Origin of the sequence: Micromonospora sp. NPDC005707, from assembly GCF_040631005.1 — a bacterium.
GTDB lineage: Bacteria > Actinomycetota > Actinomycetes > Mycobacteriales > Micromonosporaceae > Micromonospora.
Window position 1 is genome coordinate 43045 of sequence record NZ_JBEXYR010000010.1, and the last position, 15883, is coordinate 58927.

The 15883-nt window shown below is 69.7% G+C and carries 19 protein-coding genes and 1 pseudogene; 8 read left to right on the top strand and 12 right to left on the bottom strand.

The window, feature by feature from the left end; genetic code table 11:
- The first annotated feature begins 1 nt into the window (after nt 1).
- Nucleotides 2-862 (top strand): class I SAM-dependent methyltransferase, encoded by an 861-nt coding sequence (locus ABZ452_RS21250; RefSeq protein ID WP_357945489.1) that lies wholly within the window; start codon nt 2-4, stop codon nt 860-862.
- Here ABZ452_RS21250 and ABZ452_RS21255 read toward each other — a convergent pair.
- The 5 genes from ABZ452_RS21255 to ABZ452_RS21275 form a co-directional block, all read right to left on the bottom strand.
- Nucleotides 781-1368 carry an SDR family oxidoreductase gene (locus tag ABZ452_RS21255; RefSeq protein WP_357945492.1) on the bottom strand — a complete coding sequence of 196 codons (588 nt, stop codon included), beginning with the start codon at nt 1366-1368 and terminating at the stop codon, nt 781-783. The two genes, ABZ452_RS21250 and ABZ452_RS21255, sit on opposite strands and share 82 nt — an antisense overlap.
- Nucleotides 1369-1481: 113 nt before the next feature.
- Nucleotides 1482-2186, bottom strand: a complete 705-nt coding sequence (locus tag ABZ452_RS21260) for an aldehyde dehydrogenase family protein (protein ID WP_357945495.1) — start codon at nt 2184-2186, stop codon at nt 1482-1484.
- Nucleotides 2183-2584 carry an aldehyde dehydrogenase family protein gene (locus ABZ452_RS21265; RefSeq protein ID WP_357945499.1) on the bottom strand — a complete coding sequence of 134 codons (402 nt, stop codon included), beginning with the start codon at nt 2582-2584 and terminating at the stop codon, nt 2183-2185. The genes ABZ452_RS21260 and ABZ452_RS21265 overlap by 4 nt, the downstream gene beginning before the upstream one ends.
- 16 nt (nt 2585-2600) lie before the next feature.
- Nucleotides 2601-2855 (bottom strand): hypothetical protein, encoded by a 255-nt coding sequence (locus ABZ452_RS21270; protein WP_357945502.1) that lies wholly within the window; start codon nt 2853-2855, stop codon nt 2601-2603.
- A complete protein-coding gene (locus ABZ452_RS21275; protein WP_357945505.1) occupies nt 2855-3058 on the bottom strand; it encodes a hypothetical protein in 204 nt (67 codons plus the stop codon). The genes ABZ452_RS21270 and ABZ452_RS21275 overlap by 1 nt, the downstream gene beginning before the upstream one ends.
- Before the next feature lie 23 nt (nt 3059-3081).
- On the opposite strand from ABZ452_RS21275, the pseudogene ABZ452_RS21280 reads away from it, so the two are divergent.
- The 5 genes and pseudogenes from ABZ452_RS21280 to ABZ452_RS21300 all read left to right on the top strand — a co-directional run.
- Nucleotides 3082-3374, top strand: a pseudogene (locus ABZ452_RS21280) (redoxin); the annotation flags it as partial.
- A 728-nt stretch (nt 3375-4102) separates the two neighbouring features.
- Nucleotides 4103-4699, top strand: coding sequence for a sulfite oxidase-like oxidoreductase (locus ABZ452_RS21285; RefSeq protein ID WP_357945848.1), 597 nt, complete (start codon nt 4103-4105; stop codon nt 4697-4699).
- Nucleotides 4669-5409, top strand: a complete 741-nt coding sequence (locus ABZ452_RS21290) for a ferredoxin reductase (protein ID WP_357945508.1) — start codon at nt 4669-4671, stop codon at nt 5407-5409. The genes ABZ452_RS21285 and ABZ452_RS21290 overlap by 31 nt, the downstream gene beginning before the upstream one ends.
- 2 nt (nt 5410-5411) lie before the next feature.
- Entirely contained in the window at nt 5412-5705 is a 294-nt protein-coding gene (locus ABZ452_RS21295) for a DUF6510 family protein (RefSeq protein WP_357945511.1), read from the top strand.
- Nucleotides 5706-6238: 533 nt separating this feature from the next.
- Complete coding sequence (locus ABZ452_RS21300; RefSeq protein ID WP_357945514.1) at nt 6239-7252, top strand: hypothetical protein; 1014 nt, start codon at nt 6239-6241, stop codon at nt 7250-7252.
- A 60-nt stretch (nt 7253-7312) separates the two neighbouring features.
- Here ABZ452_RS21300 and ABZ452_RS21305 read toward each other — a convergent pair whose 3' ends face one another.
- From ABZ452_RS21305 to ABZ452_RS21335, 7 genes are all read right to left on the bottom strand, one after another.
- Nucleotides 7313-8032, bottom strand: coding sequence for a GntR family transcriptional regulator (locus ABZ452_RS21305; RefSeq protein WP_151460679.1), 720 nt, complete (start codon nt 8030-8032; stop codon nt 7313-7315).
- Nucleotides 8029-9039, bottom strand: coding sequence for a proline racemase family protein (locus tag ABZ452_RS21310; protein WP_357945517.1), 1011 nt, complete (start codon nt 9037-9039; stop codon nt 8029-8031). The genes ABZ452_RS21305 and ABZ452_RS21310 overlap by 4 nt, the downstream gene beginning before the upstream one ends.
- Before the next feature lie 4 nt (nt 9040-9043).
- On the bottom strand, nt 9044-9772 hold the full coding sequence (locus ABZ452_RS21315; protein ID WP_357945519.1) for an ABC transporter ATP-binding protein: 729 nt from the start codon (nt 9770-9772) through the stop codon (nt 9044-9046).
- Nucleotides 9765-10583 (bottom strand): ABC transporter ATP-binding protein, encoded by an 819-nt coding sequence (locus tag ABZ452_RS21320; protein ID WP_357945521.1) that lies wholly within the window; start codon nt 10581-10583, stop codon nt 9765-9767. The genes ABZ452_RS21315 and ABZ452_RS21320 overlap by 8 nt, the downstream gene beginning before the upstream one ends.
- Nucleotides 10580-11614 carry a branched-chain amino acid ABC transporter permease gene (locus ABZ452_RS21325; RefSeq protein WP_357945524.1) on the bottom strand — a complete coding sequence of 345 codons (1035 nt, stop codon included), beginning with the start codon at nt 11612-11614 and terminating at the stop codon, nt 10580-10582. Before ABZ452_RS21325 ends, ABZ452_RS21320 begins: the two co-directional genes overlap by 4 nt.
- Complete coding sequence (locus ABZ452_RS21330; RefSeq protein WP_357945526.1) at nt 11614-12507, bottom strand: branched-chain amino acid ABC transporter permease; 894 nt, start codon at nt 12505-12507, stop codon at nt 11614-11616. Before ABZ452_RS21330 ends, ABZ452_RS21325 begins: the two co-directional genes overlap by 1 nt.
- A gap of 64 nt (nt 12508-12571) precedes the next feature.
- Nucleotides 12572-13747 (bottom strand): branched-chain amino acid ABC transporter substrate-binding protein, encoded by a 1176-nt coding sequence (locus ABZ452_RS21335; protein ID WP_151460673.1) that lies wholly within the window; start codon nt 13745-13747, stop codon nt 12572-12574.
- Nucleotides 13748-13948: 201 nt separating this feature from the next.
- Here ABZ452_RS21335 and ABZ452_RS21340 point away from each other — a divergent pair, with 201 nt between their 5' ends.
- Complete coding sequence (locus ABZ452_RS21340; RefSeq protein WP_357945530.1) at nt 13949-14857, top strand: dihydrodipicolinate synthase family protein; 909 nt, start codon at nt 13949-13951, stop codon at nt 14855-14857.
- A 3-nt stretch (nt 14858-14860) separates the two neighbouring features.
- On the top strand, nt 14861-15865 hold the full coding sequence (locus tag ABZ452_RS21345) for a proline racemase family protein (protein ID WP_357945532.1): 1005 nt from the start codon (nt 14861-14863) through the stop codon (nt 15863-15865).
- Nucleotides 15866-15883 lie beyond the last annotated feature (18 nt).

Below are 15883 nucleotides of genomic sequence, written 5' to 3' on the forward strand. Positions count from 1 at the left end.
CATGACTCATGCGGCGGAACCGATCGAGCCGTCCGGGGTGTGGGCCACAGCCGTGGGCGTGGCCCGGGTGAGGGCAATGGAGACGGCACGCGAGCAGCCGCTGTTCCGGGACCCGCTGGCGCTGGCCTTCGCCACGGCCGGCGGGAGAGGCCCCGGGACGCCGTCGCCCCCGCGCGCGGACGAGGCGGCGCGGCGCCGCTGGCTCGGTGTGGCCTTCTCGATCGTCATCCGGACGAAGTTTCTGGACGACCTGCTGGATCGGGCGGTCGCGTCCGGCGTCCGGCAGGTCGTGCTGCTCGGAGCCGGGATGGACAGCAGGGCCTTCCGGATGGACTGGCCTGCGGGTACCCGGTTGTTCGAAGTCGACACGGCCGAACCGCTTGGCTTCAAGGCCTCGGTGCTGCGTCAGGAGCGTGCCGTTCCGCGCTGCGAGCGGATCACCGTCCCGGTCGACCTACGCGAGGACTGGCCCGGCGCCCTGGCCGCGGCCGGGCACGATCCGGCTCAGCCGACGGTGTGGATCGCCGAGGGACTGCTGATCTATCTAACCGAGGACGCAGTGGAGTCGCTGCTCGAACGGGTCGGCGTGCTGTCCGCTGCAGGCAGCAGGATGGGCCTCACACTGGGCTCGCGGGGTGTGGTCGAACGCTTCCGTGGGGATGCCGCTTCGGGATCGGCGGCGTCGATGTGGGTCTGGGAGATGCCGGAGGACCCGGTCGGCTGGCTAGACGGCCTCGGCTGGGAGGCGGAGACCTTCACCCTGCGTGAGCGCGCCGAGGCCTACGGGCGTCCTGTGCTCACCCCGCCGCAGCAGGACGAGGGCGCGGGCGGGCTCGTCTCGGCGGTTCGCGCCACGCCCTGATCACTGAGCCGCCGTACCCCAACAAGATCTGCCACCGACACAGCCTGATCGCCACGACACCGTCCGACCAACGGGCCAGACGGCGATCCGCCTGATTCGCCATTCACCGAGGCCGGGTTCCCGGGTGGCGTCCGGCGGCGCGACGCTCGAACCAGCGCGAAGGAGGCGGCAAGGTTGAGCCCGACGACCCGGTCGAACTCCTCCTGCGTGTAGTCCAGCAGACGCTTACGGACGTTTGTGGCGGCGGTGAAGACCAAAACATCCACATCGCCCAGTTCAGCCGCGGCCAGGGACACCGCCGAAGGATCCAGAACATCCAGAACGTACGGGGAGCCGTCGGCCAACTGGGCGGTGAGTGCAGCGGATTCGGCGTCGCGGTCGGCGCAGATGACCTCGACGCCGTGCGCCGCCAGCGCCCGGGCGCACTCGCGGCCGATGCCGCTGCCGGCGCCAACCACCACAGCCCTTCGACCGTCGAGCCGAAACAGCTTTTCGTACGCGGGCATGGCTCAACCTCCTCATCCTCTGTAGCAGTTGCTCATGGATAGTCCTCGTGATGCGCGCCCATGGCGTCGACGGGCGCTTCACGCCGGCCGGATGATCGCCATCCGGGTCACGGTCAGTTCCTCCACCGCAAAGCGGGGTCCTTCCCGGCCGATGCCGGAGTCCTTACCCCGCCGTAGGGCATGTTGTCGGCGCGGAATCCCGGCACCTCGTTCACCACGACCCCGCCCACCTGCAGCCGCTCGACCGCGGCGAATGCGGTCGCCAGCGACCGGGTGTAGACGCTCGCTTGCAGGCCGTACCTCGATCGGTTGACCGCGTCGAAGGCGCTGTCGGTGTCGGGGACGGCGCGTACGGACACCACCGGGCCGAGGATCTCCTCGTCCCAGGCGGTAAGGCCGTCCGGCACGCCGTCCCCGCCCGCCACGACCTTCGCGCCCGCCGCGACGGCCTCGCCGATCCAGTCGCGGACCCGCCGGGTCGACCCTGCGTCGATCAGCGCCGCGACGCGGGTCGCCTCGTCACGGGGGTCGCCCACGGTCACGGCGGCGACCCGATTGGTCAGCAGTCCGAGGAACTCCTCGGCGACCGGCGCCTCCACCAGCACCCGCTGCACGTAGATGCACGCCTGACCGGAGGCGTAGTAGCCACCGCGTGCCACGGCGTCGGCGGCGGCCAGGTCCGCGTCGGCAGCCACCACCAGGGCGGCGTTGGACCCGAGTTCGAGCAGGACCTTGGTCGGTGCGGCCGCCCGGGCGATGGTGTGTCCCACGGCGGCCGACCCGGTGAACGACACCGCTCCCACCCGCCGATCCGTCACCAGCGTCTCCCCCATGTCCACGCCACCGGTGACGAGCTGCACCGCCTCCGGCGGCAGCCCCCCTGCCCGCCCGCCTCGCGCAGCAGGTGCATCAGCCACAGCGTGGCAAGCGGCGGCTGCGGCGCGGGCTTGCACACCACCGGGCAGCCGGCCGCGAGCGCCGGCGCGATCTTGTGGGCGGCAAGCAGCAGGGGATAGTTGAACCCGGCGATGCCGACCACCACGCCGATCGGCCGGCGCGTCCAAAACCCGATCAGTCCCTCGCCGGACGGCAGCAGGTCCAGCGGCACCGTCTCACCGTGCAGCCGGACCACCTCTTCGGCCGCGGTCTCCAGCGTCACGAGGGTACGGGCCACCTCCGTCCGGCAGTCGACCAGCGGCTTTCCGGTCTCCAGCACGAGCAGTCGCTGGAACTCATCGCGCCGGGGCGGCGAGCGCGTCGCGGGTGTGCAGCAGCGCCGCCCGACGGACGTGCGAGGGAAGTCGCGCCACCGTGTAAGCACTGGCCTCCGCGGCGTCCAGCGCGGTGCGCGCCAGCTCGGCGTCGCCGAGCGGTGCCTCGGCGACAGCCGAGCCGTCATACGGGAAGCGCACGGGCGCGGTCGGCGCCGGGACCCAACCACCGCCGACCGGCAGGCCGGCCGGGAACGGTGCCTCGAACAGGCTCATCATCGCCTCCATTCCTGAACGGCGCTGGGAAAGACGTCGGCGTACGTGCGGTATCCCCCGGCGCCGCCTGCCGCGAGGATGCCGTGGACCACCGCCCGGGCGAACGCGTCCGCGGCAGCGGCGAGCACCGCGTTGAACGCCACTGGATCAAGGCCCGGACCGGTGCAGGTCGCCAGGGCGAAGACGGTGCCGCCGTCGAACATCTGCCGTTCGGTGGCCGACGAGGGTGACCGCCGTGCGGCGGGACAACGCCGGGCGGATCAACCTGATCGGTGTCGCCGGACTCGGTAGCGGCAACGAGGCGATTCGGCGGCTCGCCCGGGAGACCGGCATCGATGGCTTCCCAGCCTGACCGACGACGGCCGGGTGTGGCGCCGGTTCAAGGTCACCAGTCAGGAGCACTACGTGCTGCTGGACTCCGCAGGGACGGTCGTCCACTCCGGGCCGCTATCCCAGGCAGAGCTGCGCAAGCGGGTCGCCGGGCTGAGTTCGTCCGGTCATCGGTACCGGCCGTCGTAGCGGACTCCGCTCCGGGTGTCCGTGAAGCTGACGCCCGCCCGCACTCCGTCCTCGACGATCCACCGAACCGTGTACGCCGCCCGGTACGTCGGCGGCCAGATTGAAGCGAAGGTCCCATCACCCGTGACAGACCACTCGCCAGCTGACGGTGTGCCCCTGTCGACGTAGGTCGTTCGACCGTCCGCCGTGAACGACTGAGTTGCGCCGTCCTGGAACACAAACTGTGCAGCGGTCAGGGCAGCGATCATGTCCACCGCATCGACCGGCTGGCCATCGACAACGTCGCCCCTGGAAGGAATAGGGCCCATGGCGCTCTCCTGACATCGGGCAAGACATTGGCCGCCGCCATCTCGCAGCGGCGACGACATGTCGAACGACTAACTCGTAACACTCTCTGGCGGAGCCGCATGGACGATGTGGTCCGTCATATGCTCGCTGCGGAGTCATTCGCCGATGGGGACGTGCCGCCATGACCGCCGGGGGCGCTGCTGCTGCCCGCTGTTGGTCAGCGGGGTTTGCAGGCCGATGTGACGCCAGCCTATGCTGGACTCGATGGTCCAGTTCAAATGCCGTGGATTGCGGGCGACCACGTCCCTACCGCGAAGAATTTCATCACCGGAGCACTGGCTGACGATGTCCTGGGCGGGTATCCCACCGGCATCCGCCGGCCGGGTGCGAGCGCGGGCGGCAGTGGGATCGTGGCCGCCCGGCCACGTGGGGAGAGGCACATGGCATTGATCACACGGGGCTTCGGCGGCCGCAGACGCGACGACACCGACCTGCCGCCCGGCCAGTACCGCACGGACGACTTCCCGGTGCTGTCGGCGGGACCGACACCGCGCATCGACCTCGACAGGTGGGAACTCGCCGTGATCACCGAGGCCGGCGAGCGGAGCACGTGGTCGTGGGCGGAGTTCACCGCCCTTCCTGCCGACGAGCCGACCGTGGACATCCATTGCGTCACGCACTGGTCGAAGTTCGGCACGAGCTGGCGAGGCGTCTCGGTAGACACGTTGCTGGCCGACGTCGAGACCGCGGCCGAGTATGTCATCGCCCACTCCTACGGCGGATACACCACGAACATCCCACTCGAGGACCTTCTCGACGGCCAGGCCTGGGTGGCGTACGAGTTCGACGGTGAGCCGCTGGTCCCGGTGCACGGCGGGCCAGCGCGTCTCCTCGTTCCTCACCTGTACTTCTGGAAGAGCGCGAAATGGCTGCGCGCTCTGGAACTGCGGCTCGACGACGAGCCCGGGTTCTGGGAGACGGCCGGCTACCACAACTACGGGGACCCATGGAACGAGCAGCGTTATCTCGGAGACTGACCTGGCAGCCGGCGACCATCGTCGCCACCCGCGCGGAGACTGCGACGGCGCGGACCCTGGTCCTCGACGTTGACGGCTGGGCAGGTCACATGCCGGGCCAGCACGTCGACCTCCGGTTGACGGCTCCCGGCGGTTACACGGCGTACCGCAGCTACTCGATCTCGTCCGCCCCGGGGCCCGGCCGGCTCGAGGTGACCGTCCAGGCGGTGACCGACGGTGAGGTCTCGCCGTACCTCGTCGACGTTGCCGAGCCGGGTGACCAGCTGGAGGTTCGCGGGCCGCTCGGCGGGTGGTTCGTACGCCGACCCGCGGATCCGCGCCCGGCGTTGCTGATCGGCGGCGGGTCCGGCGTGGCGCCGCTGATGTCGATGGTGCGTGCGGCGACGAATCCCACCAGGCTGCTCTACTCGACCCGGTCCCCGTCCGATGCCCTGTTCTCTGCGGATCTGGCAGCCGCGGAAGCCGCAGGCAATGGTCGCGTCGCCGTCACGCACGTCTATACCAGGGCCGTGCCCCCCGGCTGGCCGGCCCCACCCGGAAGACTGGACGCGGACGCCCTCGCCCGCGTCGCCTGGCCCCGCGTTACCGACGCTCTGACGTTCGTCTGCGGGCCCACCGGGTTCGTCGAGACCGTTGCCGACCTCCTCGTTGACATCGGACACGATCCCGCGAACATCCGCACTGAACGTTTCGGACCCACCGGAGGATGACCATGTCGACCACCAACGCCGGAACCGACGACGCATCCTGGGTGGACGGTAACGCGCTCGCCGGACCGCTCGGCGAGATCATGGGGACCGACCTCACCGTCGCCGAGCTCACCTGCGCCGGGTGCCGGACGCCCCGTCCGCTGGCCGCGATGCGGGTGTTCGACCGAGCGCCCGGCCTCGTCGCCCGATGTCCCGGCTGCGAGGACGTCGTTATGCGCGTGGTGCGCACGGCCGACCGGGTCCTGGTCGACCTGCGGGGGTCGCTCGTCCTCAGCCTCCCGGTGCCGACTGCCTGAGCGCAAGAATCCGGTCAATCGTGGCGCACGTGGACGACGCCAGCGTCTCCGACGTCGGTTACGCAATAGGGCGACCCGGCTGGACGTAGGCGTCGCGGCGTAGGTAGGTCTCAGCCAGCTGGACGTCACCGGCCACGTCGGCCCGCGCAGATCAGATGACCATGTCCACAGCGATCTGCTCGCTCGTACCGGACTGCACCTCCGAACGCAGGCAGGTGCGTCAGACATGGTGTGCGCTCCCCCTGTGGAGGGAGCGGGTCCCGCTACAGCGGGAGGACAGCCCCGCCGGTCGGCACGGAGCATGGCCTCATGACCAGCAAGCCTTGTCTTATCCATCCGGGGCCGCTGACCCCGGCCGTGGCCGAGGGCGTAACGCGATGACGGGGCGGCAACGGCCCGCGCGGGTGCGAGTCCCGGATGGCATGACAACCGGTCCGGCACGTCGTCGCGACGCTCCGCAGGGAGTCGGCATGCCCGGTCTTTCGACTCGTTCCCCCCGACCGGCTGCCGCTGTTCAGGTCCGGAGGTGGGCGGTGGCCTGCGCCGTGTTTGTCGTCGCCGAGGTGACCGTGCGGACGTACTGGATCTGGGGTGGCCGGTGGGGTTACACGGCTTGCGACCGCACCCATCTGGTCGACCCGACCGGCGGATGCGGCGCGGACCGGGTCGAGACAGTGCCGTTCTGGGCGGGGTGGGGAGCGGTCGGAGTCGGTGCCGCCCTCGCGGTGCTGGTCGTGTGCCTGCTCCGGTTCCCCGGCCGCTGCTCGGTCGCCGGCGGCGGGGCGGCGGCCGCGCTGCTCCTGGTCCTGTCCTTCCCACTGCATCTGCTCTTCGAGATCCCTGCAGCGTTGGTGGGACGCCCCTCGGACTGGCGCGATCTCGGCGCACGGCTCGTGCTGGCGACCGGCGGCCTGCTGTTCGCCGGGCTCACGAACGCCTGCGCTCCGCAGCGCGGCGCGCGGGCGGCCGGCTACCAGCCGGTGCCGCCGTGGACCCGTTGCTGGGCCTACGTGACGGCGGCCCTGCCGGTGGCCGGCTGGGCGGTGCCGCACGGGCTGTGGGTGCTCGGCGTCCCGTTCGGGATCCCGCAACGGGAACTCGACGACATCCACGGCAGCCTTTCGACGTGGACGGGCGTGGCGATCACCCTCGTCCCGCCGCTGGCCGGCCTGCTCGTACTCGGGTTGGTACAACGCTGGGGGCAGCGGTTCCCGCACTGGCTGCCAGGACTGCGCGATAGGCCGGTTCCCCCGCTCCTGGCGGTGGTCCCCGCCGGGGTGGTGGCACTCGCACTGGTCACCTACGGCATCCTGAGCGTCGCGGTGCTCGTGCGGCAGGTTCTCCGCGGCGAGACGCACTGGTCGGACGTGCGTGAGGGGTGGGTGGTGACCGGCACCCTGCTGGTGTTCCTCTGCTGGGGAGTGGCACTGGGCGTCACCACCACGGGCTACGCCATCGCCACCCGGCCCCGCCCGGAGCCGGCCCCCAAGTCAGGCATCGCGGGGCCGACCCAAGGAAACCGGCGGACCGACGAGGACGCCGTGTGAGGTCACGCCGGTCCCGCTCCGCCGCTCGCCTGGTAGACGGGCTTCGCGTGGTGCTGGCCGTCAGGGCTCGTGGTAGCCGGCCCAGGAGCCGCGGACGTGGCCGATGTGGCGTCGCATCAGCTCCGCCACCTTCGGCGCGTCGCCGGCCACGACCAGATCGACGATCTGCTCGTGCTCGGCGGCCGAACGCCCCAGCTCGCCGCGCTCGGCGAGCCCTTGCAGGCCGTACAGGCGGCTGCGGGCCCGTAGGTTCCCCACCACGTCGATGAGATGGCGGTTGCCGGCGAGAGCGAGCAACGAGAGATGGAAACGCCGGTCGACCTCGACATAGCCGATGAGGTCGCCGGTTTCGGCGAGCCGCTCCACCTCCCTCGCGAGCGGGCGCAGCTCCTCGACCGCCGCCCGGGTGGGCTCGTTGATGGCCCGGGCGATCTCGGCCACGGTGGGCACCTCGATCAGTGCGCGCAGCGAAGTGATCTCGTCCAGGTCCCGGTCACTGAGTTCCTTGACCCGGAAGCCCTTGTTTCGAACAATCGTGACCAGTTCCTCGTTGGCGAGGTCGAGCATCGCTTCGCGCACCGGCGTGGCGGAGACACCGAACTGCTCCGCGAGGGTCGGCGCGGAGTACAGCACGCCGGGTCGCATCTGTCCGGTGATGACCGCGCCCCGCAGGATGTGGGCGATCTCCTGCCGAAGGTTGGGCCGGCCGCCGAACTGCGGCAGAGAGAGGGCGTCCGGGGCCAGGCGCCCGGTCGCGGTGTCACCCCTTGTCTCCTTCATCGCAGCGCAAACCCCAGTCCGACGGGGTCGTTGGCCTCAAGAACAAAATGATGTTCACCAGTTCGGTAGGCCATGCCTCGAACCTCCGAAACGTAGGCCGGGCGGCCTTCTGCTTCCAACTCTTGCACGACGCGGCCCAGGAACCGTGTTCCGACCACCGAGTCGTGCGTTAGCACCTGGTCAGGGGCGAGTTGCCCCGATGATGCTAGCAGCGCGACCCGCGCGGAGGTGCCTGACCCGCACGGCGACCGGTCGACCTCACCGTCGGCGAAGACGGTGATGTTGCGCTGGTGTGGGCCGTCGGACCGCCAGCCGAGATCCTCGAACAGAATTGTGCCGTAGATACCGTCAAGCCGCGGTTCGCTCGGATGCCGGGCCCATTCGGTCCCGTTGAGTTTCCATTTGATTTCGCGGCCGAGCGCCAGCAGTTCACCGTAATGCGCGGGGTCGACCGGCAGCCCGAGGACCGAGGCATCGACGGAGGCGTAAATCGCTCCTCCGTAGCTGATGTCCGCGCGCACCGGGCCCCGGCTGGTGTTCACGCCGATGCCTTGACCCAGGACGTACGCGGGCACGTTGCGGAAGCTGACGCCGCGGACCTCGCCGGCCACGCATGAGACGGTGGCCGTGACGCGACCTGACGGTACGTCGATCACCACGTCGGTCTCCCCGTCCGGCGCGGCGTGCACGAGCCCGCTCCGGACTGCCCACGCACCCAGCGCGATGGTGCCGTGTCCGCACGCAGTCGAGTAAGCGTCCTTGTGCCAGAACAGCACCCCGAAGTGTGCGCCCTCGTCGTCAGGTGGCACGACGAAGCAGCCGTACATGTCGGCGTGGCCGCGAGGTTCGTTGACCAGGAGCCGGCGCACCGCGTCGACCTGTTCATCGCGCTGGGCGCGTTCGCGCCGTTCCAGCACCGTGGCGCCGGGGATTTCCGGGACGCCTTCGGTGACGATGCGGAACGGCTCTCCCGCCGTGTGGTAGTCGGTGGCACGAATGTCCTGCATCGCCTCAGGCCCCCAGGTACGCCTCGACCACGCGGGAGTCGCGCGCGAGCTCGCGGGCGGCTCCCTGCAGGGTGATCACACCGTTTTCCACCACGTACGCGCGGTGAGCGATCTTGAGTGCGGCCCGGGCGTTCTGCTCGACGAGCAGCACCGAGGTGCCGTCGGCGTTGATCCGGCGGATCAGGGCCATGATCTGGGCCACCACGAGTGGTGCGAGCCCCATCGAGGGCTCGTCCAGCATCAGCAGTTTGGGCCCGGCGACCAGCGCGCGACCGACGGCGAGCATCTGCTGCTCGCCGCCGGACAGGTTCCCGCCCTGCTGGCTGCGCCGCTCGGCGAGCCGGGGCAGCAGGGCGTAGACCTCGTCGATCCGGCGGCGGACCGCGGCCTTGTCGTTCACCAGGTAGCCGCCGAGTTGGAGGTTCTCGTGAACGGTCAGCCGGGAGAAGATGCGGCGCCCCTCCGGCACGTGCACCACCCCGGCGCCGACGATCTCCCAGGGCTTGGCCTTGGTGATGTCCGTGCCGAACGCGCGCACGGTGCCGCCGGTGGACCGCACCACGCCGGAAACCGTGGCGAGCGTGCTGGTCTTGCCCGCGCCGTTGTTGCCGAGCAGAGTGACGATCTCGCCCTCGCCGACGGTCAGGGTCAGGCCCCGGAGGGCGTGGACGCGGCCATAGTGGACGTCGAGAGCGTCGATGTCGAGTGCACAGCGGCCGGCGGCGTCACTCACGGTTCATCATCTCCTCGCTCGTGGCTTCCTCGTCGTCGTCCTTGCCGAGGTAGGCCTCGATCACGTCCGGGTTGCGGCGTACCTCCTCGGGAGTGCCGTCGGCGATCTCCCGGCCGAAGTTCAGCACGACGATTCGGCGCGACACCTGCATGACGAGATCCATGTCGTGCTCGATGAGGACGATGGCGGTGCCGAGCCCACTGATGCGGTGCAGCAGATCGAGCAGTTCGGTCTTCTCGCCGTAGTTGAGGCCCGCCGCGGGCTCGTCCAGTAGGAGCACCGTGGGCCGGCGGGCCAGGGCGCGGGCGATCTCGACGCGCCGCTGCTCGCCGTACGGGAGGTTGCGCGCCAGGCCACCGCGGTCACCGCGCAGGCCCACGAAGTCGAGCCAATGGTTCGCCTCGTCGGTCGCCTCCCGTTCCGAGCGCCGGAACCGCGGCGTGTGCAGGAGCGCGTCGAGGGCGTTCTGCCGCAGCCGCAGGTGCGTCCCGGCGCGGACGTTGTCGAGCACCGTCAGCTCACCGAACAGGCGCAGGTTCTGAAACGTGCGCGACGTCCCGCGGGCCGCGATCGCGGACGGACGCAGGCCGGTGATGTCCGCGCCGTGCAGTGTGATCGAGCCGCCGGTGGGCTTGTAGAAGCCCGTGATGCAGTTGAACGCGCTGGTCTTGCCGGCGCCGTTGGGTCCGACGAGCGACAGGAGGTCGCCTTCGTTGACCTCGAAGCTCAGCCCGTCAACGGCCTTCACGCCGCCGAAGTCCAGGTGCAGATCCTGTACCCGCAGGAGCGGTGCGGTTGCTGGCGTGCTCACGGCACTACCTCCTTCGCCTTGCCCGCGTCATGCTTCTCGGCCTTGCGCAGGTCACGGCGGGACTGCCGTTCCACGGCGCGTGCCGGCCACAGTCCCTGCCGGCGGAAGATCATCACTACGATGAGCAGGATCCCGAAGACGAAGTACCGGTAGTCCGCGGCCTCGCGGAGAAGCTCGGGCAGCACGCTGATGAAGATGGCGCCGAGCACGACGCCGGGCGTCGAGCCCATGCCACCGAGCACGACGGCCATCAGGATGAGGGCCGACCACAGGAAGGTGAAGCTCGGTGGGGAGATGGCGGACAACTGGGCGCCAAAGAGGATGCCGGCGAGGCCACCCCAGATGGCGCCGCCGATGTAGGCCGCGAGCTTCACCCGGTACGTGTTGATGCCCATCGCCTCGGCGGCGTCCTCGTCCTCGCGGATGAACCGCCAGGCGCGTCCGAGGCGGCTGCGTCCGAGCCGCGCCGCGCCGAGGACGGCCAGGGCGACGACGACCACACAGGTGTAGTAGAGGCCGACCGGTCCGCTCAGGTCGATCCCGAGCAGGGTGATCCCCGGGATCCCGTAGATGCCGGACGGCCCACCGGTGATGGTGAGGTTGTTGGCCGTGATCCGGATGATCTCCCCGAAGCCGAGGGTCACGATCGCCAGGTAGTCGCTGCGCAGCCGTAGGGTGGGCCCACCGATCACGATGCCGGCGACCACCGCCGCGACGATGACGACGGGCACCGTGGCCAGCAGCGGCCAGCCGTACCGGGTGGCGAGGACTCCGCTGACGTAGGCGCCGATGGCGAAGAACGCGGCGTACCCGAGGTCGAGCAGGCCGCAATAGCCGACGACGATGTTGAGTCCGACCGCGAGCATCACGAAGAGCAGCGCGGAGGTCATGACCGACAGGGCGTAGTTGGTCGCGGTGATGAACGGCGCCAACGCCGCGACGGCCAGTCCGATCAGGCCGAGGTAGCGGTTCTGCTGGATTCGGTCGAACAGGGCGCTGGCGGTGCGTGACGAGGCGAAGTTGGTGGTCATCAGACACGCTCCGTAACGCGCTCGCCGAGGATGCCGGTCGGGCGGAGCGTGAGGAAGATGATGAGGAAGCTGAAGGCGAAGACGTCGCGCCACTGGCCGCCGATCCAGGCGGTGCCGATCGACTCGAGCAGGCCGAGCGCGAGGCCGCCGAGCATCGCGCCCTTGATGTTGCCGATGCCGCCGATGACGGCCGCGGTGAACGCCTTGAGCCCGATGATGAACCCCATCAGGAAGTCGATCTTCCCGTAGTAGCCGCCGGCCATCACGCCGGCGGCGCCGGCGAGGGCGGAGCCGATGAAGAAGGTGCGCGCGATGACGGCGTCGACGTTGATGCCCATGTACAGGGCTGCCGTGGGGTCCTGGGAGATGGCGCGCATGGCCCGCCCGGTCCCGGTCCCCATGACGAGCCACTGGAGGCCGGCCATCAGCAGGATCGCGATCAGGATGAGGCTGGCCTGTTGGATGGTGATGCGGGCGCCGAGCAGGTTGATCGAGTCGCCCGCCAGCCGGACCGGGTAGACCTCCGGGTTGGGCCCGGCCGCCAGGCGCATCCCGTACTCGATCGCGAACGACGCGCCGACCGCGGTGATCAGTACGGAGAGCCGGGGCGCGCCGCGCAGGGGACGGTAGGCGATCCGCTCAAGCAGCAGGCCGGCCGTTCCGGTCACCAGCATCGCGATGATCAGGACGATGAGCAGCGCCACGAAGCCGAGGCCGGTCGCCAGTCCGCCGGCGACGCTCAGGACGCCGAAACCGACGAACGCACCGAGCATGTACAGGTCGCCGTGGGCGAAGTTGAGGAGCCTGATGATGCCGTACACCATGGTGTAGCCCAGGGCGACCAGGGCGTAGAACGATCCGACGAAGAGACCGTTCCAGAGGAGTTGGGTCATGGGAGCCCTCCGGGGGACGCCCCGGCGGCGCGCTCCTGGGAGGGCGCCGCCGGGAGCAGGTGGTCTACTGCAGGGTGTCCTTGAGGACGATCTTGCCCTTCTCCACCGTGAGGATCTGGAAGCCACCGCTGGACAGCGTGTGGTCGGGGGTGAACTTCAGCGGCCCGGAGAACAGCTGGAAACCGTCGATCCCCTCGAGTGCCTTGATGACGGCGCTGCCGTCGGTCGAGCCGGCCTGCTTGACCGCCTCGGCGGCCACCCGCACCGCGTCGTAGGCCTGGGTGGAGTACGGACCGGGGGCGGCGCCGAACTTGCTCTTGTAGTCCGCGATCCACTTGTCGGCGCCCTGGATCGTCTCCGGGGTCTGCGTCATGGTGGCGAAGACGCCTTCGGCGGCCTCGGAGCCGGCGATGTCCACCAGCTTCTGGTCGACCGACCCGTCGGCGACCATGACCTTGCCGGTGTAGCCGGCCTGCCGCAGCTGACGGATGATGAGGCCACCCTCCTGGTAGTAGCCGGTCCAGTAGATGAAGTCCGGCTGTCCCTTCAGGATGGCGGTGACGTTGGCGCTGTAGTCGCTCTCACCGGCGGTGACCGACTCGCGTCCGGCGAGCGCCGGCGAGCCGGTCAGCAGCTTGGCGGTGGTGTCGGCGATGTCCTTGGAGTAGCTGGTGTTGTCGTCCATGAGGGCGACCTTGGTGGCGCCCACCTTCTTCATGAACGTGAACGCCGCATCGGACTGCTGCGCGCCGGTGCCGTTGATCAGGAAGACGTTCTTCTTGTGCTGCTTGACCAGTTCGTTGGAGTTGGCGGCCGGGATGAGCATGGGCACGTCGGCCTTCTCGAAGATCGGCAACGTTGGCAGCGTCGCACCCGAGCAGTAGCCGCCGACCGAGATCTTCACGCCCGCGGTGACCAGCTTGTTGGCGCCCGCCGTGGCGCTCTTCGCGTCGCAGGCCTCGTCCTCGACCTTGAGTTCGAGCTTGCGCCCGTCGACGCCGCCCTTGCCGTTGATCTCGTCGACGGCGAGTTGCGCCCCGTTCTTCATGTACGGGCCGATGGCCGAGCTGCTGCCGGACAGCGGAGTCAGCATGCCGAGGACGATCGGCCCCTTGTCCGACGACTGCTCGCCCCCTCCTGAGGCGAGCCCGTTGCCGCAGGCGGAGAGCATCATGGCCGCAACCGCCGCGCCGCCCACGAGGGCGACTCGCGACAGCCGGCGGGTCAGGTATGCCGTCATTGCCAAACCCACTTCCCTCAAGGGCCGACACGTGGACGGCCCAGGTAGCTGGTAGCACTGCTGTGTGACGTAGCACTGCACTATGGCACAGGACACATCGCCGCTCTAGAGGTGCTCGTCGGGGTGTTATCGACGCGTGACTTGAGCCTGGCGGACTGCTGTGTAATATTTTACTGACCGTCACGAAAGGGGCTTTCCGAGATGACTGCTTCCCCCGCTGCCCGTACCCGCCCCTGGCGCGGCGTGCTCGTCGCGACCGCCCTGCCCTACCGCGACGACCTGTCCGTGGACTTCGACGCCTACGCCGAGCACGTGCGGTGGTTGGCCGAGAACGGCGCCCACGGCGTGACTCCGAACGGATCCCTGGGCGAGTACCAGGTGCTGACCAGTGAGGAGCGTGCGAAGGTCGTCGAGGTGGCGGTCCAGGCCGCACCCGAGGGCTTCGTCGTCATGCCGGGCGTGGGCGCCTACGGCGCGCTGGAGTCGCGGCGTTGGGCCGAGCAGGCCGCCGAGGCCGGCGCGCAGGCCGTCATGGCGCTCCCCCCGAACGCGTACCGCACGGACGAGCGGGCCGTCCTGGAGCACTACCGCGAGATCGCCAAGGCCGGGCTGCCGGTGACGGCGTACAACAACCCGATCGACACCAAGACGGACCTGACGCCGCGGATCCTCGCCACGCTCTACAACGAGGGCCTCATCGTGGGAGTCAAGGAGTTCAGCGGGGACGTGCGCCGGGCCTACGAGATCTCGGAGCTCGCGCCGGGGCTGGACCTGATGATCGGCACCGACGACGTCGTGCTCGAGGTCGGCATCGCGGGCGCCAAGGGGTGGGTCGCCGGATACACGAACGCCTTTCCCCGCTCGACCGTGGCGCTGTACGAGGCCTCGGTGGCAGGGGACCTGCAGACCGCGCTGCCGCTGTACCGGCTGCTGCACCCCCTGCTGCGCTGGGACTCCAAGACCGAGTTCGTACAGGCGATCAAGCTCTCCATGGAGATCGTCGGCCGTAAAGGCGGCATCTGCCGGCCGCCGCGGCAGCCGCTGACCGCCGAGCAGGAGCAGTCGGTGCGCGCCGCGACCGAGGCAGCCCTCGAAGCCGGACTGGCCTGAGGCATGCGGGCCCGCCGACTACTGCACGCCGTCGACTCGCACACCGAGGGCATGCCGACCAGGGTCATCACGGGCGGTGTGGCGCCACTGCCCGGCGCCACCATGATGGAGCGCCGGCGCTGGTTCCTCGACAACAGCGATGACCTGCGCACCTTGCTGATGTACGAGCCGCGCGGGCACTCCGCCATGTCCGGAGCGATCCTGCAGCCGCCGACGCGGCCCGACGCCGACTGGGGCGTGCTCTACATCGAGGTGTCCGGCTGCCTGCCGATGTGCGGACACGGCACCATCGGGGTCGCCACCGTGCTGGTGGAGACGGGCATGGTGGAGGTGACCGAGCCGGTCACGACGATCCGCCTGGACACGCCCGCCGGCCTCGTGATCGCGGAGGTCGCCGTCTCCGACGGCGCGGCAAAGGCGGTCACAATTCGCAACGTGCCGTCGTACTCTCAGCAGTTGGACGCGACGGCCGAGGTGCCCGGTTTCGGGCCGGTCCGCTACGACCTCGCCTACGGCGGCAACTTCTACGCCATGGTCCACCTCGATGACCTCGGCCTGCCGTTCGACCGGGGACACAAGCAGGCACTGCTGGACGCCGGGCTGGCGATCATGGAAGCGATCAACGAACAGGACCGTCCGGCCCACATCGACGACCCCGACATCAGCGGATGTCACCACGTACAGCTCATCGCTCCCGGCTCGGATGCCCGACATTCGCGCCACGCGATGGCCATCCATCCGGGTTGGTTCGACCGGAGCCCGTGCGGTACCGGCACGAGCGCCCGCATGGCGCAGCTGCACGCGCGTGGCGAGCTGGCTCTGGACGTCGACTTCGTCAACGAGTCCTTCATCGGGACGCGCTTCGTCGGCCGGCTCGTCGAGGAGACCCGGCTCGCCGGCGGTGTCACCGCAGTGGTGCCGACCATCACCGGGCGTGCCTGGCTGACCGGCACGGCACAGTACTTCCTCGATCCGGACGACCCGTTCCCGGCGGGTTTCCTGCTTTGACTTCCTCCCCCTCCTGAA